Here is a 21239-nt window from a genome sequence, read left to right as displayed (position 1 = left end):
GGTCAGAGCCGCTTCAGGTCGGTGACGGTAAGGTCGCTCTTGGCATTGCCGGTGTTGAGCGTCGTCGACGGCTCGAACATCAGCACCACGGGCTCCTGGGTCAGCGAACGCGGCCGGTGCTCGACGCCACGCGGCACGACCATGAAATCGCCCTCGCCAAGCTCGACCGGACCGTCGCGGAAATCGATGGCAATGCGCCCGCGCAGTACGAGGAAGGCTTCGTCCTCGTGCTCATGCGCGTGCCAGTCGAAGGCCTCGCCGAACTTGGCGACCTTCGCCTGGCTGTCGTTGACGTCGCCGGCGATATGCGGATCGAAGACCTTGCTGATCTTTTGATCCGCCGCCTCGACCAGATTTATCTTGCGCGGAGGCATCCGCTCAGCCCTTCACCGCCGCCACGATCTTCTTGGCCGCGTCATCGAGATCATCGGCCGACACCACGTTGAGGCCGCTGTCATTGATGATCTTCTTGCCGAGCTCGGCATTGGTGCCTTCCAGGCGCACCACCAGCGGAACCTTGAGGCCGACTTCCTTGACCGCGGCGATCACGCCCTCGGCGATGATGTCGCACTTCATGATGCCGCCGAAGATGTTGATCAGTATGCCTTTGACCGCCGGGTCCTTGGTGATGATCTTGAACGCAGCCGTCACCTTCTCCTTGGACGCGCCGCCGCCGACATCGAGGAAGTTGGCGGGTTCGGCGCCATAGAGCTTGATGATGTCCATCGTCGCCATGGCAAGGCCGGCGCCGTTGACCATGCAGCCGATATTGCCGTCGAGCGCGACATAGGCGAGGTCGTATTTCGACGCCTCGATTTCCTTCTCGTCCTCTTCGGTGGTGTCGCGCAGTGCGAGCACGTCCGGGTGGCGGAACAGCGCATTGTTGTCGAACGACACCTTGGCGTCGAGCACGCGCAGCCGGCCATTCTTCATGACGATCAGCGGGTTGACCTCGAGCAGGCTCATGTCCTTCTCGACAAAGGCCTTGTAGAGGATCGGGAACAGCATATCGCCGTCCTTGGCCGCGTCGCCGTCGAGCTTGAGGGCCGCGTTGAGCTTCTTCACATCATCGGCCGTGACGCCCTTTTCCGGGTCGATGGCAACGGTGATGATCTTTTCCGGAGTGTCATGGGCGACCGCCTCGATGTCCATGCCGCCTTCGGTCGAGACGACGAAGGCGATGCGGCCGACCGAACGGTCGACCAGGATCGACAGATAAAGCTCGCGCTCGATGTCGGCGCCGTCCTCGATATAGAGGCGGTTGACCTGCTTGCCGGCCGGACCGGTCTGCTTGGTCACCAGCGTGTGGCCGAGCATCTCGTTGGCGTTGGCGACGACATCGGCGACCGACTTCGCCAGCCGCACGCCGCCCTTGGCGTCGGGCGACAGTTCCTTGAACTTGCCCTTGCCGCGGCCGCCGGCATGGATCTGGCTCTTCACCACATAGAGCGGACCGGGAAGCGCTTGTGCCGCGGCTTCCGCCTCGCTTGCCTTGAACACCGGCACGCCTTCGGCCACCGGCGCGCCAAAGCTCTTCAGCAGCGCCTTGCCCTGATATTCATGGATGTTCATGGGGAACGATCTCCAGGTCTTTGCCGGGGTTGTTTTTGGCGGGGTTCACTTCGAGGCGAGCTGCGGCGCGATCTTGACGCAGGCCTCGGTCAGGCCCTGCACCGTCGCCACCGAGCTTTCGAACATCTTCTGCTCGGCCTTGTTGAGGTCGATCTCGATGATGCGCTCGACGCCGCCGGCGCCGATCACCACGGGCACGCCGACATAGGTGCCCTTGACGCCATACTGGCCGGAGAGGTGCGCCGCGCAAGGCAGCACGCGCTTCTTGTCCTTGAGATAGGCCTCGGCCATCTGGATCGCCGAGGCGGCCGGCGCGTAATAGGCCGAGCCGGTCTTGAGCAGGCCGACGATCTCGGCGCCGCCGTCACGGGTGCGCTGCACGATCTGGTCGAGCTTCTCCTTCGAGGTCCAGCCCATCTTGACGAGGTCGGGCAGCGGAATGCCCGAGACCGTCGAATAGCGGATCATCGGCACCATGGAATCGCCGTGGCCGCCGAGCACGAAAGCGGTGACGTCCTCGACCGAGACCTTGAACTCCTCGGCCAGGAAGTAGCGGAAGCGCGCGCTGTCGAGCACGCCGGCCATGCCCACGACATGGGTCTTGGGCAGGCCCGAAAACTTCTGCAGCGCCCACACCATGGCATCGAGCGGGTTGGTGATGCAGATGACGAAGGCCTTCGGCGCGTATTTCTTGAGACCGGCGCCGACCTGTTCCATGACCTTGAGGTTGATGCCCAGCAGGTCGTCGCGACTCATGCCCGGCTTGCGCGGCACGCCCGCGGTGACGATGCAGACATCCGCGCCCTCGATGCCGGCATAATCGTTGACGCCGGTCAGCCGGGAGTCAAAACCATCGACCGGCGACGACTGCGCGATATCGAGCCCCTTGCCTTGCGGGATGCCCTCGGCAATATCGAACAGCACCACGTCTCCGAGGTCCTTGAGGCCGATCATGTGGGCGAGCGTGCCGCCGATCATGCCCGAGCCGATAAGCGCTATCTTGTTGCGTGCCATGTGAGGATGTTTTCCCTTTGTCTGTGACTGCGCCGAAATCTTTGACGACTTGATGACGGTGCCGAGGAAGAGGCCGGAATGCCGAGGAAACCCGCGAGATTTCGCCGCACCCAATAGCCCCGGTGCAAGATAAATTCAATCGATTATTTTGGAGTGAGCGTTTTCAATCGGTTAGATGGTTTGGGATTTACGTAAGCGTCAAAGTTTGTAAGCCGACCTGCCTGAGATTACACAATTAGGATGACAATCAGAAGGCTTGAAGAGGCGATGACGCCCTTGTGATGCTGGCCGCCGGGGATGTGAGTTTCAAACCTCCGAGGGACAAAGGGCGCGCGAAGGATCGCGGCCTTCCGGAAACTGTCCCCTCACGCCTGCGCGCGCGACGCTTCCGGGGCAGCCTTCTCTTTGCGCCGCTCCGCCCAGTCTTCCAGCCAGTCGCGACTCTGCATCTCGATCAGGCGTGACGCGGTGCGCTCGAACTCGAACACCTCGACGCCGCGCTTGGCCACATAGAGCTCTTGCGGCGGCGCCTCGGCGCTCACCACCAGGCGCACATGGTGGTCGTAGAGCGTGTCGATCAACAGGATGAAGCGCTTGGCCTCGTTGCGCTTGCCCTCGCCCAGAACCGGAACGTGATCGATGAAGACCGTCGAGAAGCGTCCTGCGATCGCCAGGAAATCGCGCGCGCCGAGGGGTTTCTCGCAGAGATCGGCGAAGGCAAACCGCGCCGCGTCGCCGGCAGCGGCCGGCACCACGACCTGCCGGCCCTTCAGCGTCAGCGAAGTCGCGGCTGTCGGCGCGCCGCGCGTCATCGTCCGCCAGGCCTCGTCGAGCGCGCGGTCGGCTTCCGCGTCGGCCGGCGTGACATAGACCGGCGTCCGGGCGAGCTTTTCCAGCCGGTAATCCTTGTCGCTGTCGAGCGACAGCACCTGCGCGTGCCGTTCCAGTATGCCGATGAACGGCAGGAACAGCTGGCGGTTGAGCCCGTCGCGGTAAAGATCCTCCGGCGCCACGTTCGAGGTGGCGATCAGCACCACGCCATTGGCGAACAGCGCCGAAAACAGCCTGGACAGGATCATCGCATCGGCGATGTCGGTGACCGAAAACTCGTCGAAGCACAGCACCCAGGCCTGCTCGGCCAGGGCTTTTGCCACGGGTGGGATCGGATCGTCTTCCTTGACGTCGCCATTCTTGCGCGCCTGCCGGTGCCTCTGGATGCGGTCCTGCACGTCGGCCATGAAGTCGTTGAAGTGGACGCGGCGCTTGCGCCGGACCGGCAGCAGCTCGAAGAACATGTCCATCAGCATCGTCTTGCCGCGGCCGACACCGCCATGGATGTAGAGGCCCTTGACGATTTCCCGCGTCTCGCGCTTGCGGGCAAACAGCCAGCCCAGCGCACTGGATTTGTGCGCCAGCCGTTTTGCCGAGATTTCCGATGTCAGCCGGTCGAGCGCGGCGGCGATGCGCTCCTGCGCCGGATCGCTCTCGATCGCGCCGGTTTCCACCAGATGGTGGTAGCGCTGCCTGACGGTCGCATGGGTCTGGAGGCCGTCACGCAGATGCATCGGTCACGTCGTTGTTCAGAGCAGGATGCTCCGGGGAGGACTTGGTGTGTTGAGATTCAGGTCAGGCCGAGCCGAGAATGTCGGCTTTCGAGAAGCCGTTCGCAGGCCGGCATCACCTGAATATCGGCATATCCAGCTTATCTTGTAAGCGAAATCGGCTGCCCGCTGGAAGTCTGGCCGTCGAATTTCGAGCCGCCCGAGGAATAGAGCCGCGCCAGCGATCCGCCATTGTCATCATAAAGCGTCAGTTGCTTGCCGGCGACATTCCACGACTTGATGCCATCGATCGGCGCCGGGCAGTGCAGCGGCCCGGCGCGGAAGCCGGCGCCGAACTTGGTCTGCGGCGTCGCGATCTTGCAGCTCTGGCCGGAAACGCTGGCGTTCCAGACGCCGGCGACGCTTGCCGCGCTGAGATCCGAGGCACCGGCGGGTGCCGAGCCGTCCGGCGGCAAGGACGCGACCTGCGTATTCGCCGGAGCGGTCGGGAACCGCGACGGGTCGGTGGCGCCGGGCGAGGCCGGCGGCGGCAGCTGATTGGAGGTCACCTGGCCGGCCGGCGCCGGCTGCAATGGTGCCGGCTGCTGGTCGTCCATCGACGAGAACCGTGAGGTTGAGCAACCACTCGCAACGAGCGCCGCCAGCGATACGGCCACCAGACCGCTTTTCGAAAAATTCATTCCAACCTCCGTCGGATCCGGCTGGGGGAACGCCGTCCGCGCAATCTCTCACCTCCACCAAGATGGAGAAGGTGGCGAAATTTCAACCCGATATGGTTAAAATAGGGTTTGTAGCAAGATTTGTTGCAAATTTATCGCAGTCAGGATGACCGGACGGCTTGCTGCTCGGCCTCCGCGATCCCAGCTTGCAAAGCTTCCGCCTTCGCCATTCTGCGCTTGCGCCGATCGGCGCAGGACCTATGTCTAGGGGCCGAAACGCCGGAGCACACCTTGGCCGCGAGAAAGAAAGCCGCCAACCGCTATTACAGCGGTCCGCCCAGCGACCATTTCGATGGCACCTTGTTCTTCAACCCGGGCGGCCGGATGCCCGGCCGCTTCGTGGATCTGCTGAAATGGCAGTTCAACGGCCAGCGCGCGAAATGGCCCACGACCAGTGCGAGCCCATTTCCACAGGCAAGGCCAGCCGCGAAGGTCGAGGGGGCCGAGCTCACGGTGACCATGGTCGGGCACTCCACCCTGCTGATCCAGACCGCCGGGCTGAACATCCTCACCGATCCGGTCTGGTCGCAACGCACTTCGCCGTTTTCCTTCGCCGGGCCACGACGCGTCAATCCGCCGGGCATCGCCTTCGCCGACTTGCCGCCGATAGACCTCGTCCTGGTCAGCCACAATCACTACGACCATCTCGACCTCGCCACGCTGAAGCAGCTCAAGGCCGGCCATCATCCGCTGGTGGTCACCCCGCTCGGCAACGACGTCCTCATCGGCGAGGCGGTTCCCGGCATGCGTCTTTCGGCATATGACTGGGGTGACAGGGTCGATCTCGGTGACGGCGTTTTCGTCCACATCGAGCCGGCGCATCACTGGTCGGCGCGCGGCGCGCGTGACCGGCGCATGGCATTGTGGGCCGGCTTCGTCATCGAGACGCCAGGCGGCAATATCTACTTCGCCGGCGACACCGGCTTCCACGACGGCATCAACTACCGGCTGATGGCGGCCAAACATGGCCGTTTCCGTTTCGCCATCCTGCCGATCGGCGCCTACGAGCCGCGCTGGTTCATGGCGCCGCAGCACCAGAACCCGGAGGAAGCGGTGCAAGGCATGAAGCTGTGCGATGCCGCCTTCGCCGCCGGTTGCCACTGGGGCACCTTCCAGCTCACCGACGAGCCGATGGACGAGCCGGTCCGCAAACTTGCCGAAGCGCTTGACGCCGAGGACATCCCACGGGAGCGCTTTCGAGCCCTGCGGCCTGGTGAAATCTGGAGAGTGCCTTGAACTCCGGCAAGGTTTGACGTCTACCCCACGGGAGTTTCGCCCACCATCTCAAAGAACGGAGACGCATCCTATGAAATCGATCCTGGCTGCCCTGCTTGCCGCGACAATCTCCACCTCGGCGGCCTATGCCGGGGACATCGCCGACCGCGCCGCCGACGCCGAAAAGGCATTGCAGGCGGGGGACGGAGCCGGCGCGCTGGAGAAATTCCGCGGCGCCGAGGAAGCCTTGTGGCAAGCGATGCCGCTCGCCGTGCAGAATGTCAAACAGGTCGACACGGCCAGCGGCTTCGGCATCTACAGCGAGCGCGCCAATCACATCTACAAGCCCGGCGAGAAGGTCGTGCTCTATATGGAACCGGTCGGCTATGGCTACGGGTCGGACGGCCTCGGCAACAGCCAGATCGCGCTTTCCGTCGACCTCACCGTGCTTTCGGACTCGGGCGAAGCCCTGGGCACCTTCGAGAAGATCGGCAGCGTTCAGGTCGCTTCCCGCTCGCACAACCGCGAACTCTTCTTCAAGCTCGACCTGTCCTTGGATGGACTGCCGCCCGGGAAATACAAGTGCAACTTCCTCATGCATGACCAGAACTCGGCCAAGACCGCGCCCTTCAGCACCGATATCGAGATCGCAAGCTGATGCATGTCGCCCAAAAGCGATCTCGGCTTTGGGAGAATGACACGCATAGGAACTAAAGACCTGAAGCGCGCCGCATGATCCGCTTACGCGACGCGCTTAGGTTTTGCCGCTGACACCGCCTCCCGGACCGCGGGAACCCAGGCACGGCAGCCGCGTTCTTCATGCGGTTTCAAAATCTGTCGGTTTGCGAGGCATTCCCATGATCAAATGGATCATCATTCTCCTGATCATCGCCGCGGCGGCGAGCCTGCTCGGCATGCCGGCGCTGGCCGGAGCCGCCGCCACAGGCGCGCGCATCCTCATCGGCATCGTTCTCGTCATCTTCCTGCTGGTGGTGCTTGGCATCTTCGCGGTGACGTAAGTCTGGCGTTTTCGCCGTCGGATGACCGTCTGGAAAATGGTAGCGGTTTGAGGCGGTCCATGATTCAAGCTCCCGATGTGGACGGCAACGAAACGGTCGCATGGCATCTTGGAGATTGCGAACATGGCGCTCAAACGGATGGACAACGTGGGAATCGTCGTCGAAGATCTCGCAGCGACGATCGATTTCTTTCTCGAACTCGGCCTCGAACTCGAAGGGCGGGCCACGATCGAGGGAGAATGGGCCGGACGTGTCACTGGACTGGGCGATCAGCACGTCGAGGTCGCCATGATGCGCACACCGGACGGCCACAGCCGGCTTGAGCTCTCTCGCTTCCTCACGCCGATTGTCGTCGCGGATCACCGGACAGCGCCAGTCAACGCGCTGGGCTACCTTCGCGCCATGTTCACCGTGGACAATGTCGACGATACGTTTGAAAGGCTCCGCAGGCGCGGCGCTGAACTCGTGGGCGAAGTCGTCCAGTACAAAGACGTGTATCGGCTCTGCTACATCCGTGGGCCTGAAGGGCTTCTCATCGGACTTGCCCAAGAACTCGGTTGAACCGACGCCGGACTGGTAATTCCCGCCCGTTTCCGCCATATAGCGCCAAATGGACACGGAATGACCGGAAGAATGGCAGGCACCGCCCCCTTCGCCAAGATGAACGGCATCGGCAACGAGATCATCGTCGCCGACATGCGCGGCCGTGCCGATCAGGTGACGGCGGCGGCCGCCCTTGCGCTGAACGCCGATGCCGCGACCCGCTTCGACCAGATCATGGCGATCCATGACGCTAGGACACCGGGCACGGCCTACTATGTCGACATCCTGAATTCGGACGGCACCAGCGCGCAGGCCTGCGGCAACGGCATGCGCTGCGTCGTCCAGGCGCTTGCCGCCGAGACCGGCCAGAAGACCTTCACCTTCGAGACCCGCGCCGGCATCCTCAACGCCAGGGAACATGCCGACGGCACGATCTCGGTCGACATGGGCACGCCGCGTTTCGGCTGGCAGGAGATTCCGCTCGCCGAGGAGTTCCGCGACACCCGCATGATCGAATTGCAGATCGGCCCGATCGACGCGCCCGTGCTGCATTCCCCTTCGGCCGTCTCGATGGGCAATCCGCACGCCATCTTCTGGGTCGACCGCGACGTCTGGTCCTATGAGCTCGACCGCTTCGGCCCGCTGCTCGAAAACCACCCGATCTTCCCCGAGCGCGCCAACATCACCATTGCCCAGGTCACGTCTCCCGAGAGCATGATCATCCGTACCTGGGAACGCGGCGCCGGCCTGACCAAGGCCTGCGGCTCGGCGGCCTGCGCCGCCGTGGTGGCGGCAGCGCGCACCAGGCGGACCGGACGCAGCGTCAGCCTGTTGACCCCCGGCGGCGGCACGCTGCATGTCGAATGGCGCGATGACGACCACGTGATCCTGACGGGTGCGGCCGAATGGGAATTTTCCGGCAGTTTCGATCCCTCGACCGGCACCTGGGCCCGTGATACCGAAAGCGCGGCCTGATGTCGGTTGCTCTGTCCAGGAGCCCTGATGTCGACGGCTCCCCTCCCGAGGCCCCCAGCCGCATTGAGGTGGTGACCTTCGGCTGCCGGCTGAACACCTATGAATCCGAAGTGATGCGGCGCGAGGCCGAGAGCGCCGGTCTCGGCGCGCTGGACGGCGGCGCCGTCATCTTCAACACCTGTGCCGTCACCGGCGAGGCGGTGCGCCAGGCCAGACAGGCGATCCGCAAGGCGCGCCGCGACAACCCGCGGGCACGCATAATCGTCACCGGCTGCGCCGCGCAGACCGAACCGGAAAAATTTGCCGCCATGGACGAGGTCGATCTCGTGCTTGGCAATGAAGAGAAGCTCAAGGCGCATTCCTACCGCGCACTGCCCGATTTCGGCGTCAACGACACCGAGAAGGCCCGCGTCAACGACATTTTCTCCGTGCGCGAGACCGCCGGCCATATGGTCGACGCCATCGAGGGCCGCGCCCGCGCCTTCGTCCAGGTACAGAATGGCTGCGACCATCGCTGCACCTTCTGCATCATTCCTTACGGCCGCGGCAATTCGCGCTCGGTGCCGATGGGCGCGGTGGTCGAACAGGTCAAGCGGCTCGCCGGCAACGGCTATGCCGAGATCGTGCTGACCGGTGTCGACATGACCAGCTTCGGCGCCGACCTGCCGGGCTCGCCCAAGCTTGGCAGACTGGTGAAGACCATCCTCAGGCAGGTGCCCGACGTGAAGCGGCTCAGGCTGTCATCGATCGATTCGATCGAGGCCGACGACGAATTGCTCGAAGCCATCGCCACCGAACACAGGCTGATGCCGCATCTGCATCTGTCGCTGCAGTCCGGCGACGACATGATCCTGAAGCGCATGAAGCGCAGGCATCTGCGCGACCAGTCGATCCGTTTCTGCGAGGATGTGCGCAAATTGCGCCCCGCGATTGTCTTCGGCGCCGACATTATCGCCGGCTTCCCGACCGAGACCGAGGCCATGTTCGAGAACTCGATGAAAATCGTCGAGGAGTGCGGCCTGACCCACCTTCACGTCTTCCCGTTCAGCCCGCGCGAAGGCACGCCCGCCGCGCGCATGCCGCAACTGCGCCGCGAGGTGGTCAAGCAGCGCGCCGCCCGGCTGCGCGCCGCCGGCGAAGCCGCGTATCGGCGCCATCTGTCCTCGCTGCCCGGAACGCGTCAGTCGATCCTGATCGAGCGTGACGGCCTCGGCCGCACCGAAGGCTTCACGCTTGCCGCACTCGGCACCGGCGCGCCGGGCGAGATCGTCGAAGCGACAATTACTGGCCACGATGGTATCAGGCTGAACGCAGCCCCGCTTGCCGCACGCGCCGCCTGAGAAACGCAAAGCATGGCTGGTTTTTTCAAGAAGATATTTTCGTTCGGCAAGAAAGAGGTTGTCGAGGAGCGCGTTGACGAGACCGCCCCGCTGCCGCCGATCAAATGGGACCAGCTCGATGCGCTGAAGCCGGCGGCCGAACAGGTCGTTCCGGAGTTCTTGAAGCGCGACGAGCCGCGGCCTGAGCCCCACCCTCCCCTTGATGGGGAGGGTCGCCACGAAGTGGCGGGGAGGGGTGATGGCGCCGACGCCAGCGCCAGTGACCCCCACCCCCAAGATTCGCTTGGGACCTCCCCCGTCGAGAGGGAGGTAAAGGACACGCTCTGGCCCTTATACACATCTTTAGCGACGGAGAAACGAGAGAAAATAAGTGTGCGCTATACGACAGGCGAGTGTGGAGCCGCCGGCGCCCAAATTCCGCTCCCCAGGCAACTATCACGCCCGACCGCAGCCGCAGTCCCCGCTCCCGCGCCAGCCGAGCCGATTGCGCCGCCGCCGGAAAGGCAGCCCGAACCGGCGCCGATAGAAGTGCCGGCGCCGCCTGCCGAGGTTCCAGCCGAGACGCCCGCACCCGTCGAAGTGCCCCCACCGGCCTCGCCTCCCACGCAGCCGACTTCAGAGGCAGGCGCCGCCCTCATCCGCCTGCCGGCACCTTCTCCCCGTATAGGGACGGGGAAAGAACCCGTGACGCCAGCGCCCATCTTACTGCATCGAAGAAGAAGCCTCGACACTGACGCCCCCCTCTCCCCGTACTTCACGGGGAGAGGGTAAGGGTGAGGGGCAGCGCCAGCCTGCGGATGACGTGACGCCAGCCGCCGAAGCCGCGCCTACGATTCCGGCGCCACCGGTGGAGATCGCACCGCCCATCCGCCAGCCCGCGCCGGTCGAGACGCAGCCTGTCATTGCCGAGATCGCGCCCGAGCCGCGGCCCGTCCCCCAGCCGGCGCCCGAGCCGAAACCCGCTCCCGGCAAGGTGACCGTCGCCAAGAAGGTCGAGCAGAAGGCCGAGCCGCAAAAAGCGCCGGAGGCGGCGCCGAGGCGGTCGTGGTTCCAGCGCATGCGGGATGGGCTTGCCCGTTCCTCGCGCGAACTCACCGGCAACATTGCGGGCGTCTTCACCAGGCGTAAGCTGGACGAAGACACGCTGCAGGACCTGGAGGACGTGCTGATCCGCGCCGACCTCGGCATGGAAACCGCGCTTCGTATCACCGACGCGCTGGCCGCCAGCCGCTACGGCAAGGATGTCTCCGACACGGACGTGCGCACCGTCATGGCCGCCGAGGTGGAGAAGGTGCTGACCCCTGTCGCCCGGCCACTGGAGCTCGACCTCTCGCACAAGCCGCATGTCATCCTGGTGGTCGGCGTCAACGGCACCGGCAAGACCACCACCATAGGCAAGCTCGCGGCAAAACTGACCGATGGCGGCCTGTCGGTGATGCTGGCGGCCGGCGACACGTTCCGCGCCGCGGCCATCGAGCAGCTGAAGATCTGGGGCGAGCGCACGAAATCGCCCGTCATCGCCTCCAAGCTCGGCGCCGATGCGGCCGGCCTCGCCTACGACGCTTTCGAGAAGGCCAGGGAAGCCGGCTCCGACGTGCTGATCATCGACACCGCCGGCCGCCTGCAGAACAAGACCGAACTGATGGCGGAACTGGAAAAGATCGTGCGCGTGCTGGGCAAGCTCGATCCGGAGGCGCCGCACACCGTGCTGCAGACGGTCGACGCCACCACCGGCCAGAACGCGCTCAACCAGGTCGAGATCTTCCGCAACATCGCCGGCGTCAACGGCCTGGTGATGACCAAGCTGGACGGCACGGCGCGCGGCGGTATTCTGGTGGCGATCGCGGCAAAGCACAAATTGCCTGTCTATTTCATCGGCGTCGGCGAACAGGTCGACGACCTCGAGCCTTTCTCGGCAAGCGAATTCGCCAGGGCGATCGCTGGAGTGGCGTAACGGCATGGTCCCTTTTGAACGGGATCGTGCGTAAGAAGGAAGATCATGAACCCACCCATTCTCGAACGCGATCCGTCCGACCCGCAGAAAGAGAAGAAGGAAGGCGTCAATCCCCTGCTCAAGCTGGTGCTGGAGCTTGGGCCGCTGCTGGTCTTCTTCTTCGCCAATGCGCGCGGCGAATGGCTGGTGCAGAAATTCCCGGTCCTGGGCGAATTCGGCGGCCCGATCTTCGTCGCCACCGGCCTGTTCATGGCCGCCACGGCCATCGCGTTGATCGCTTCCTGGCTGCTGACACGCACCTTGCCGATCATGCCGATGGTTTCGGGCGTCGTCGTCTTCATATTCGGGGCACTGACGCTCTATCTGCAGGACGACATCTTCATCAAGATGAAGCCGACCATCGTCAACACGCTGTTCGGCGGCGTTCTGCTCGGCGGCCTGTTCTTCGGCAGGTCGCTGCTCGGCTATGTCTTTGATTCAGCCTTCAAGCTGGATGCCGAAGGCTGGAAAAAACTCACCTTCCGCTGGGGCCTGTTCTTCCTGTTCCTGGCTGTCGTCAACGAAGTGGTGTGGCGCAATTTTTCCACCGATGCCTGGGTTACCTTCAAGGTCTGGGGCATCATGCCGATCACGCTATTGTTCACCTTCAGCCAGATGCCGCTGATCCTGCGCCATTCGCTGGACGACAAGGCGAGCGGGGAAGAGAAGGCAGGCAAGTAGAGCAATTTCAGGAAAAGTGTGAAGCGGTTTTCCCGGGAAAACCGCATCGCGGTTTCCCTAGGGAATTGCGTCAAACTAAAAAACAAGGGGGAGAGCCATGGAATTCGTCACCACGCGCGAGGAATTGCGGACGATCTACAAGACGCCGCGCCCGACCGACGGCTCGATCCGCAAGGAGCTGAAGGGGCTCGACGGCCATTGCCGTTCCTTCATCGGCAAGAGCCCCTTCGTGCTGATCGGCTCGTCCGACGGCGCCGGCAATGCCGACGTGACGCCGAAGGGCGACAAGCCAGGTTTCGCCGCCATTCTCGACGACCGCACCATCGCCATTCCCGACAGGCCAGGCAACAACCGGCTGGATACGCTGGAGAACATCCTGCGCAATCCCTCGGTCGGACTGCTCTTCCTCATCCCCGGCATGAACGAGACGCTGCGCGTCAACGGCGATGCCCGCATCACCGTCGATGCAACTTTGCGCGAGCGTCTGGCCGTCGACGGCAAGGAGCCGCAAAGCGTCATCGTCGTCGCCGTCAAGGCCGCCTACATGCATTGCGCCAAGGCCTTCATGCGCTCCGACCTGTGGAAGCCGGAGAGCTGGTACGACCGCGCCACGCTGCCGACACTCGGCCAGATCCTGCGCGACCAGCTGGCGCTCGCCGATTCGGCCGAGGCGACCGACCGCTGGCTCGACGACGATTACAAGCAGACCATGTGGTAGGCTTTCCCAGCGATTCGTCCGAACTGGCCTCGCCGACTGTGCTGAACATCCTTGCCATCTCCGGCAGCCTGCGGGCCGCCTCCACCAATTCGGCCTTGCTCGCGGCATTGGTGCGCAACGCGCCGCCTGGCTGCCGTGTCACTGTCCATGACGGACTCGACCGCCTGCCGATCTTCAATCCGGACGACGAGGGCGAGCGCACGCCCCGCGAAGCCTCCAGGTTGATCGACGCCGTCACCGGCGCCGACGGCCTCGTCGTCTCCTGTCCCGAATATGCCCATGGCGTGCCGGGCGGGCTGAAGAACGCGCTCGACTGGCTGGTCTCGCGCGACGCCGCCATCGCCAAGCCGGCCATGCTTGCGCACGCCTCGCCCCGCTCGCTGTTCGCCCGCGCGGCGCTGGCCGAGATCATGCGCACCATGTCGTTCGCGATGTATGATGGTGAGCTGGAGATCGCCCTGCTTGGCAAGAAGCCGGCGGAGATGGAGGTTATCTTGGCCGAGCCGGAAAAGGTGCTGGCAATGCGCAATGCGGTGCAGGGTTTCGCGGATTTCATCCGCTCGCATTGAGCGGCGCAGCCTTTCCCTTCTCCCCTTGTGGGAGAAGGTGGATCGGCGCGCAGCGCCGAGACGGATGAGGGGTGTTCCAGCGGGGTGAGGCGTTGGTGTTTTCTGGTTCGGTTCGCTGTTGACGTACCGCCAAGCTGGAACACCCCTCATCCGACCTCGCTTCGCGAGGCCACCTTCTCCCACAAGGGGAGAAGGGAAGAGCTACCCCTTCCGCAGGGTCTCGACATCGGTCTTGCCGACATACCAGTCGCGGGCGCTGACCTCCTCGAAAACCACCCAGACATCATCATTGCCGAGCCCGGTGGCATCCATGATGGCCGCCGTGACTTTCTTGGCGATATCAGCCTTCTTGCCTGCCGGATCGGCGGCGATCACTTCCTTGACGATGCGGATGTTGACGAATGGCATGACGCTCTCCCCTTGGGTTTTTCTGCTTTCCGGCAAGAAGCTGCTTTGAAAGCCTCTCCGACGGACTGAATGGTGGCCGCTGCGGCAACTTCGGCGCAGCGGGCACCCCTTTTATGCGCAGGAGCGCCATCAAGACCCGCCAAAGAAAAGTGTCCAGCAGCCTCAATAGGTCTTGGCCCCGTTCACCATCAGCCGCACCGAATAGAGCGAGGTGGTGCCCGCGATGTAGAGGCAGTTCAGCTTGGCGCCGCCGAACACGCAATTGGCGGTCACCTCGGGCACCTTGACCTTGCCGATCAGCGTCCCGTCCGGATCGTAGCAATGGATGCCGTCGAAGGCGCTGGTCCAGATGCGTCCGTCGGCGTCGAGCCGGAAGCCGTCGAAGAGGCCGGCCGTGCAGTCGGCGAAGACCTTGCCGCCCGAAACCTTCTTGCCATGCTTGCCGACATTGAACACCCGCATATGCGCCGGATTCTCGGCGCCATGCGTGCGGCCGGTATCGACGACATAGAGCAGGCTCTCGTCGAGCGAGAAGGCAAGCCCGTTGGGCCTGACCATGTCGGTGATGACGGCCTCGACGTCCCCGCTATCGGGATCGACCCGGTAGACGTGGCAGGCGCCAATCTCGCTCTCGGCCTTGTCGCCCTCATAGTCGGTGTCGATGCCGTAGCTCGGGTCGGTGAACCAGATCGAGCCGTCGGATTTCACCACCGCGTCGTTGGGCGAGTTCAGCCGCTTGCCCTTCCACTTGGCGGCGATGGTGGTGACCGAGCCGTCATGCTCGGTGCGGCTGACGCGGCGGCCCGAGTGCTCGCAAGTGACCAGCCGGCCCTGCCGGTCGACGGTGTTGCCATTGGAATTGCCCGAGGGCTGGCGGAAGACGCTGACGCTGCCATCCGTCTCGTCGAAGCGCAGCATGCGGTTGTTCGGAATATCGGACCAGACGACATAGCGGCCGGCGGCGAACCAGGCCGGCCCCTCCGCCCAGCGGCATCCGGTGAACAGCTTCTCCACCTGCGCGCTGCCATTGAACAGGCGCGCGAAGCGCGGATCGAGAACTTCATAATAGTCTGCGGCCGCCATGCATTTCCTCCCGGCATCACGTGACGCCGGATCAAGCCAGCCCGCGATCGATCTGGCAAGACGGCGCCTTCGCAATTTGTATGACAAAACGGAGAGGAAGCTGCCATGCGGCTCGGCCGGCCCACGACCGTGCGGTCACGACGCGCCTTAGGACTCGATTAACCGGCTATGCGCTGCGTGCAATGGTGCATTGCAACATCTTCTTTTTGCAATGCACCATTCCTATGTCATGCTCCGTATCGATCAAGGGAGGAACAACCGGCCGCGGAAATGCGGCGTAGAAGGAACCTTGCCATGATCTTCAACGATCTCGTGAACCGCGCTCGCAACAGCATCGCCAAGCGCAAGCACTACAACCGCCTCGTCGCCGAAATCGACAGCTTCTCGAGCCGCGATCTGGCCGACATGCGCGCCGACCGCTCGGAAATGCTCTACCAGATCCACAAGCAGATCTACGGCTGATCTCCGCCTGATCGCCCTCGCGCGTTCGTCGTCCTCGGGCTTGACCCGAGGATTCATGCCGCGACGCCAACGAGAAACGCAGCGGCCCAGAATAGGGCTTCTTGCGGTAGCGAACAGCTATCGATCTTGGGCCGCTTTCGCCTGTCACGAATGTCACGGCATGGATTCTAGGGTCTGCGCCGCGTCGCTTCGCTCCTTGCTTCGCCCTAGAATGACGAAAGAAGGGGCTGCGCCTAACCCGGCGCCGCCAGCGCCTTCTCGATCTGCGGCAACAGCAGACCCCGCGCCGACTCCGCCGTCAGCGGGCCTACATGCTTGTAGGCGATCTTGCCGTCCTTGCCGATGACGAAGGTTTCCGGCACGCCATAGACACCCCAGTCGATCGCCGCGCGGCCGGCTTCGTCGACGCCGATCGCCTGGAACGGATTGCCGAGATCGCCGAGGAACCGGCGGGCGTTTTCCGGCTGATCCTTGTAGTTCAGCGCCGCCATCACGAATCGCTTGTCCTGCGACAGCGCCAGAAGCACCGGGTGCTCTTCCCGGCACGGCGCGCACCATGACGCAAACACATTGACCAGCGTAACCTTGCCGGCGAACGCTTTCGAATCCAGCCCCGGCAGGTTTGAGCCCTCCAGCGCCGGCAGGTTGGTCCGCGGCGCCGGCAGGCCGATCAGCGCCGACGGCACTTCCGAGACATCGCGTCCGGAAAGCAGTTGCGACAGGAACAGGCCGGCAAGGCCGAGGAAGACCAGCAGCGGCAACAGCACGAACAGGCGGCGACTGCGCGTCGGCGTTTCGGTTTCGCTGCTCATGGCTTGGCCACCTTGTCGGAACGGCGCCGCACGCCGGCTGCCTCGAGTTCGGCGAGCTCGCGCTTGCGGGCCCGCTGGTCGAGCAGGATCCAGACGATCAGCCCGGCCAGCACAATGGCGGTGATGCCGTAGGCCGCGGTGACATAGAGCGCGTGTGCACTCATGCGCCTCGCTCCCCTCCCGCTATCGTTTCACCATACCCGACCATGCCCATCCCTTAGCTTTGCGCCATCGGCTTCGCAATCGGACGCCGCGTCGCGGCCCTTGGGCCTGTCGGCCACATCAATCCGTTCCATGCCGCAAGGCGAGCGCCGCCGAGACCGGCCCCAGCACGGCAAGAAACAAGGTCAGCGCGGCAAGAATGAGGAAGGGCTGCAGGAACGGATCGGGATTTGCCGTTGCGCCATAGCTCGCCGAGACGCCGAAGATCAGCACCGGGATGGTCAGCGGCAGCACCAGCACGGAGATCAGAAGTCCACCGCGCGGCAGCGCCACCGCGACGGCCGCACCTGCCGCGCCGATGAAGGTGATGGCCGGCGTGCCGACCAGCAGGGTGAGCGCCGTGGCGCCGATGGCGAGCGGCTCCATGTTCATGAACAGGCCAAGCAAGGGCGCGGCGATGACCAGCGGCAGCACGCTTCCCGCCCAATGCGCGAGGCACTTTACCAGCACCGTCAGCGCCAGCATGTGCCGGTCGTTGCCGAGCACCAGGAGATCGAGCGAGCCGTCCTCGCGGTCGGCCTGGAACAGCCGGTCGAGCCCGAGCAGACAGGCGAGCAGAGCCCCGATCCACAGGATGGCCGGACCGATACGGGCAAGCAGCTTCAGGTCTGGCCCGACGCCGAAGGGGATGGTGGCGATGACGGCGAGGAAGAAGATGACGCCGGTCAGCGCGCCGCCGCCGGCGCGGATATTGAGACGGATGTCGCGCAGGAAGAGGGCTAGCACTTCACCCTCCCAACAAGGGGGAGGGTGAATGTCCCATCGCCAATTCCCTCGCCCCCTCGATCCCCAGCGGCAGATGCGTCGCCGCGACAATCATCCCACCAGACCCGCAATGCCTCGTCATCAGCCCCGCGAATCGCTCCTCCGAAGCCTTGTCCAGTCCCGCCGTCGGCTCATCGAGCAGCCACAATGGCCGGGGACTGACCAGGAGTTTCGCGATCGCCGCGCGGCGCCTTTGCCCGGTCGACAGATAGCCGAACGGCAGATGCCCGATGCCTCCCAGCCCGACCGTTTCCAGCGCCTCTTCGACCCCGACACCTCCAATGCCGTTGAAGTCGTGCCAGAAGCGCAAATTTTCCGTGACGCTCAGCGCGGTCTTCATCGCATTCTGGTGACCGAGATAATGACAGGCCGAAGCGATCGACGGAAAGTCATCGCCGCCCTCTTCGATCAGCAATCGACCTTCCGCCTTCGGCAGCAGCCCGGCGATGATCCTGAGCAAGGTCGATTTGCCCGATCCATTCGGTCCGGTGACGACCAGCGCCTGACCGTCGCCGAGGGCGAAGCCAATGCCGGAAAATACCGCCTCGCCGCCGCGTTCGCCGCCCAGATTTTCGGCGATAAGCCGCATTCCCCGCCTGCCCTGAAAACAATGTTTCGCGAGCGCTGCCGCATCGCACAAATTTGCTCTCCAACTGTCTAGAACTATTCCAGAAAATTCTCTATATGCGGTGCATCCGTGCCAGCGGTCGGCGCGGGAACAGAATTTGCGCCGAACCAGCGCACGCGCCGCCTTGAACGGCTCGGGTTGCTTGGGAGCGGACAGCGGAAATGGCCGTACCCGCACCTTTGCGCGTGATTGCATGCCATCGGCGTCCGTTCCCTTTCAGGCTGAACAGACAAGGACGGATCGCACGTGTCAAAATCCCTCGATAGTTTCAATTGCCGCCGCACACTGACCGCGGGCGGCGCCGAATACGTCTATTTCGACCTCGTCGAGGCCGAGAAGAACGGCCTCACCGGCATAGCCCAGCTGCCCTATTCGATGAAGGTGCTGCTGGAAAACCTGCTTCGCAATGAGGACGGCCGCTCCGTCACCAAGGAATCGATCCAGGCGGTTGCCGGCTGGCTGACCGACAAGGGCACCGCCGGCGTCGAGATCGCCTATCGCCCGGCCCGTGTGCTGATGCAGGATTTCACCGGTGTTCCAGCCGTGGTCGACCTTGCCGCGATGCGCGACGCCATGGCTTCGCTCGGCGGCGATCCGCAGAAGATCAACCCGTTGGTGCCGGTCGACCTCGTCATCGACCACTCCGTCATTGTCGACGAGTTCGGCACGCCGATGGCCTTCGCCCGCAACGTCGAACTCGAATATGAGCGCAACGAGGAACGCTACAAGTTCCTGAAATGGGGCCAGCAGGCATTCCGCAACTTCCGCGTCGTGCCGCCCGGCACCGGCATCTGCCACCAGGTCAACCTCGAATATCTCGGCCAGGTCGTGTGGACCAACACCGAGGACGGCGAAACCACAGCCTATCCCGACACCTGCGTGGGCACCGATTCGCACACCACCATGATCAACGGCCTTGGGGTGCTCGGCTGGGGCGTCGGCGGCATCGAGGCCGAGGCGGCCATGCTTGGCCAGCCCGTCTCCATGCTTCTGCCCGAAGTGATCGGCTTCCGCCTCACCGGCAAGCTGAAGGAAGGCGTCACCGCCACCGACCTGGTGCTGACCGTCACCCAGATGCTGCGCAAGAAGGGCGTCGTCGGCAAGTTCGTCGAATTCTTCGGCCCGGGCCTCTCCAACATGACGCTGGCCGACCGCGCCACCATCGGCAACATGGCGCCCGAGTATGGCGCCACCTGCGGCTTCTTCCCGGTCGATTCGGAGACCATCCGCTACCTGACGATGTCGGGCCGCGAGGAAAGCCGCATCGCGCTGGTGGAAGCCTATTCCAAGGCGCAAGGCATGTGGCGCGAGGCGGGCTCCGCCGACCCTGTCTTCACCGACCTGCTCGAACTCGAGCTGAGCAGCGTCGTGCCGTCAATGGCCGGCCCCAAGCGTCCCGAAGGCCGTGTCGCGCTGGAAGGCATTCCGGACGGCTTCGCCAAGGCGATGGAGACCGAGTACAAGAAGGCGGCGGAAATCTCCAAGCGTTACGCCGTCGAAGGCACGGACCATGACCTCGGCCATGGCGACGTCGTCATCGCAGCCATCACCTCCTGCACCAACACCTCGAATCCGAGCGTGCTGATCGGCGCGGGCTTGCTCGCCCGCAACGCCAACCGGCTCGGCCTCAAGCAGAAGCCCTGGGTGAAGACATCGCTGGCCCCCGGCAGCCAGGTGGTCGCCGAATATCTGGAGAAATCCGGCCTGCAGAAGGAGCTCGACCAGGTCGGCTTCAACCTGGTCGGCTTCGGCTGCACCACCTGCATCGGCAATTCCGGCCCGCTGCCGGCGCCGATCTCCAAGACCATCAATGACAAGGGTCTGATTGCCGCCGCGGTGCTCTCCGGCAACCGCAACTTCGAAGGCCGCGTCTCGCCCGACGTCCAGGCAAACTACCTCGCCTCGCCGCCGCTGGTCGTGGCGCACGCGCTGGCTGGAACCGTGACGAAGGATCTCACCACCGAGCCGCTCGGCGAGGACAAGAACGGCAATCCGGTCTACCTCAAGGACATCTGGCCAAGCTCGGCAGAGATCCAGGAGTTCATCGAGAAGAACGTCACCCGCGAGCTGTTCGCCCGCAAATATGCCGACGTCTTCAAGGGCGACGAGCATTGGCAGAAGGTGCAGGCGCCGGAAGGCCAGACCTATGCCTGGGACGACAACTCGACCTATGTGCAGAACCCGCCCTATTTCGCCGGGATGACCGCCGGTTTCGGCAAGATCGGCGACATCAAGGGCGCCCGGGTGCTCGGCCTGTTCGGCGACAAGATCACCACCGACCACATCTCGCCGGCGGGCTCGATCAAGGCCGCCTCGCCGGCCGGCAAGTACCTCACCGACCATGGCGTCGGCGTCGCCGACTTCAACCAGTACGGCACGCGGCGCGGCAACCATGAGGTGATGATGCGCGGCACCTTCGCCAACATCCGCATCCGCAACCACATGCTGGGCGAGAATGGCCGCGAGGGCGGCTACACCATCCACTACCCGTCGAAGGAAGAGGAATCGATCTACGACGCGGCGATGGAATACAAGAAGGAAGGCGTGCCGCTGGTCATCTTCGCCGGTGTCGAATACGGCAACGGCTCGTCGCGCGACTGGGCGGCCAAGGGTACCAACCTGCTCGGTGTCCGCGCCGTCATCGCCCAGTCCTTCGAGCGCATCCACCGCTCGAACCTGGTCGGCATGGGCGTCATCCCCTTCGTCTTCGAGGAAGGCACCTCGTGGGCCTCGCTCAACCTCAAGGGCGACGAACTGGTCGAGATCGATGGCCTGAGTGCCATCAAGCCGCGCCAGACGATGACCGCCAAGATCACCTATGGCGACGGCTCGGTGAAGAACGTGCCGATCATCTGCCGCATCGATACGCTGGATGAACTCGACTACTTCAAGAACGGCGGCATCTTGCAGTACGTGCTGCGCGACCTGGCGGCTTAGAA

Annotated in this window: 23 protein-coding genes; 12 read left to right on the top strand and 11 right to left on the bottom strand. The window is 64.0% G+C overall.

Going from position 1 to position 21239, the window contains the following annotated elements; all coding sequences use genetic code 11:
• Window positions 1–2: 2 nt before the first annotated feature.
• From EB230_RS05475 to EB230_RS05455, 5 genes are all read right to left on the bottom strand, one after another.
• On the bottom strand, window positions 3–374 hold the full coding sequence (locus EB230_RS05475) for a cupin domain-containing protein (RefSeq protein ID WP_056574609.1): 372 nt from the start codon (window positions 372–374) through the stop codon (window positions 3–5).
• 4 nt (window positions 375–378) lie between these two features.
• Window positions 379–1572: an ADP-forming succinate--CoA ligase subunit beta gene (gene sucC, locus EB230_RS05470; RefSeq protein ID WP_056574606.1), complete on the bottom strand. Its 1194-nt coding sequence runs from the start codon at window positions 1570–1572 to the stop codon at window positions 379–381.
• Between the two features lie 45 nt (window positions 1573–1617).
• Entirely contained in the window at window positions 1618–2586 is a 969-nt protein-coding gene (gene mdh, locus EB230_RS05465; RefSeq protein WP_056574603.1) for a malate dehydrogenase, read from the bottom strand.
• A 365-nt stretch (window positions 2587–2951) separates the two neighbouring features.
• Window positions 2952–4151, bottom strand: coding sequence for a cell division protein ZapE (gene zapE, locus EB230_RS05460; RefSeq protein WP_056574601.1), 1200 nt, complete (start codon window positions 4149–4151; stop codon window positions 2952–2954).
• Between the two features lie 137 nt (window positions 4152–4288).
• A complete protein-coding gene (locus EB230_RS05455; RefSeq protein WP_056574595.1) occupies window positions 4289–4828 on the bottom strand; it encodes a protease inhibitor Inh/omp19 family protein in 540 nt (179 codons plus the stop codon).
• Window positions 4829–5098: 270 nt separating this feature from the next.
• Here EB230_RS05455 and EB230_RS05450 point away from each other — a divergent pair, with 270 nt between their 5' ends.
• The 10 genes from EB230_RS05450 to EB230_RS05405 all read left to right on the top strand — a co-directional run bounded on the left by EB230_RS05450 (window position 5099) and on the right by EB230_RS05405 (window position 13920).
• Window positions 5099–6103, top strand: coding sequence for an MBL fold metallo-hydrolase (locus EB230_RS05450; RefSeq protein WP_172371733.1), 1005 nt, complete (start codon window positions 5099–5101; stop codon window positions 6101–6103).
• Between the two features lie 70 nt (window positions 6104–6173).
• Window positions 6174–6740 (top strand): hypothetical protein, encoded by a 567-nt coding sequence (locus tag EB230_RS05445; protein ID WP_172371731.1) that lies wholly within the window; start codon window positions 6174–6176, stop codon window positions 6738–6740.
• Between the two features lie 199 nt (window positions 6741–6939).
• A complete protein-coding gene (locus EB230_RS05440) occupies window positions 6940–7101 on the top strand; it encodes a DUF1328 family protein (protein WP_032932257.1) in 162 nt (53 codons plus the stop codon).
• A 123-nt stretch (window positions 7102–7224) separates the two neighbouring features.
• A complete protein-coding gene (locus EB230_RS05435; RefSeq protein WP_172371729.1) occupies window positions 7225–7662 on the top strand; it encodes a VOC family protein in 438 nt (145 codons plus the stop codon).
• A 72-nt stretch (window positions 7663–7734) separates the two neighbouring features.
• Window positions 7735–8619, top strand: coding sequence for a diaminopimelate epimerase (dapF, locus tag EB230_RS05430; RefSeq protein WP_172371727.1), 885 nt, complete (start codon window positions 7735–7737; stop codon window positions 8617–8619).
• Window positions 8619–9959 carry a tRNA (N(6)-L-threonylcarbamoyladenosine(37)-C(2))-methylthiotransferase MtaB gene (gene mtaB / locus EB230_RS05425; RefSeq protein ID WP_172371725.1) on the top strand — a complete coding sequence of 447 codons (1341 nt, stop codon included), beginning with the start codon at window positions 8619–8621 and terminating at the stop codon, window positions 9957–9959. Before dapF ends, mtaB begins: the two co-directional genes overlap by 1 nt.
• An 802-nt stretch (window positions 9960–10761) precedes the next feature.
• Window positions 10762–11913: a signal recognition particle-docking protein FtsY gene (ftsY, locus tag EB230_RS05420; RefSeq protein WP_246738918.1), complete on the top strand. Its 1152-nt coding sequence runs from the start codon at window positions 10762–10764 to the stop codon at window positions 11911–11913.
• Window positions 11914–11958: 45 nt separating this feature from the next.
• The gene (locus EB230_RS05415) at window positions 11959–12633 is read left to right on the top strand and encodes a septation protein A (protein WP_140776098.1); all 675 of its coding nucleotides are present in this window, start codon (window positions 11959–11961) and stop codon (window positions 12631–12633) included.
• Window positions 12634–12730: 97 nt separating this feature from the next.
• Window positions 12731–13351 carry a pyridoxamine 5'-phosphate oxidase family protein gene (locus tag EB230_RS05410; protein ID WP_056574575.1) on the top strand — a complete coding sequence of 207 codons (621 nt, stop codon included), beginning with the start codon at window positions 12731–12733 and terminating at the stop codon, window positions 13349–13351.
• A gap of 38 nt (window positions 13352–13389) precedes the next feature.
• Window positions 13390–13920: an NADPH-dependent FMN reductase gene (locus tag EB230_RS05405; RefSeq protein ID WP_172375003.1), complete on the top strand. Its 531-nt coding sequence runs from the start codon at window positions 13390–13392 to the stop codon at window positions 13918–13920.
• Between the two features lie 201 nt (window positions 13921–14121).
• On the opposite strand, the gene EB230_RS05400 is transcribed toward EB230_RS05405, so the two are convergent.
• Together EB230_RS05400 and EB230_RS05395 are read right to left on the bottom strand one after the other, a co-directional pair.
• Entirely contained in the window at window positions 14122–14328 is a 207-nt protein-coding gene (locus EB230_RS05400; RefSeq protein WP_172371723.1) for a 4-oxalocrotonate tautomerase family protein, read from the bottom strand.
• Between the two features lie 162 nt (window positions 14329–14490).
• Window positions 14491–15411 (bottom strand): SMP-30/gluconolactonase/LRE family protein, encoded by a 921-nt coding sequence (locus EB230_RS05395; protein ID WP_172371721.1) that lies wholly within the window; start codon window positions 15409–15411, stop codon window positions 14491–14493.
• Between the two features lie 294 nt (window positions 15412–15705).
• Here EB230_RS05395 and EB230_RS05390 point away from each other — a divergent pair, with 294 nt between their 5' ends.
• The gene (locus tag EB230_RS05390; RefSeq protein ID WP_172371719.1) at window positions 15706–15873 is read left to right on the top strand and encodes a hypothetical protein; all 168 of its coding nucleotides are present in this window, start codon (window positions 15706–15708) and stop codon (window positions 15871–15873) included.
• A 233-nt stretch (window positions 15874–16106) separates the two neighbouring features.
• Here the strand turns inward: EB230_RS05390 and EB230_RS05385 are convergent, their stop codons facing one another.
• The 4 genes from EB230_RS05385 to ccmA form a co-directional block, all read right to left on the bottom strand.
• Window positions 16107–16685 (bottom strand): DsbE family thiol:disulfide interchange protein, encoded by a 579-nt coding sequence (locus tag EB230_RS05385; protein ID WP_172371717.1) that lies wholly within the window; start codon window positions 16683–16685, stop codon window positions 16107–16109.
• Window positions 16682–16849: a heme exporter protein CcmD gene (gene ccmD / locus EB230_RS05380; RefSeq protein WP_056574565.1), complete on the bottom strand. Its 168-nt coding sequence runs from the start codon at window positions 16847–16849 to the stop codon at window positions 16682–16684. Before ccmD ends, EB230_RS05385 begins: the two co-directional genes overlap by 4 nt.
• Window positions 16850–16967: 118 nt before the next feature.
• The gene (gene ccmB, locus EB230_RS05375; RefSeq protein ID WP_056574562.1) at window positions 16968–17633 is read right to left on the bottom strand and encodes a heme exporter protein CcmB; all 666 of its coding nucleotides are present in this window, start codon (window positions 17631–17633) and stop codon (window positions 16968–16970) included.
• Window position 17634: 1 nt separating this feature from the next.
• Complete coding sequence (gene ccmA, locus EB230_RS05370) at window positions 17635–18261, bottom strand: heme ABC exporter ATP-binding protein CcmA (RefSeq protein WP_172371715.1); 627 nt, start codon at window positions 18259–18261, stop codon at window positions 17635–17637.
• A gap of 285 nt (window positions 18262–18546) precedes the next feature.
• Between ccmA and acnA the strand changes: the two genes are divergently transcribed.
• Window positions 18547–21237, top strand: a complete 2691-nt coding sequence (gene acnA / locus EB230_RS05365; RefSeq protein WP_172371713.1) for an aconitate hydratase AcnA — start codon at window positions 18547–18549, stop codon at window positions 21235–21237.
• Window positions 21238–21239 lie beyond the last annotated feature (2 nt).

Source organism: Mesorhizobium sp. NZP2234, from assembly GCF_013170765.1.
Classification (GTDB): Bacteria; Pseudomonadota; Alphaproteobacteria; order Rhizobiales; family Rhizobiaceae; genus Mesorhizobium; species Mesorhizobium loti_D.
This window is presented reverse-complemented; position numbering and strand designations above follow the sequence as displayed.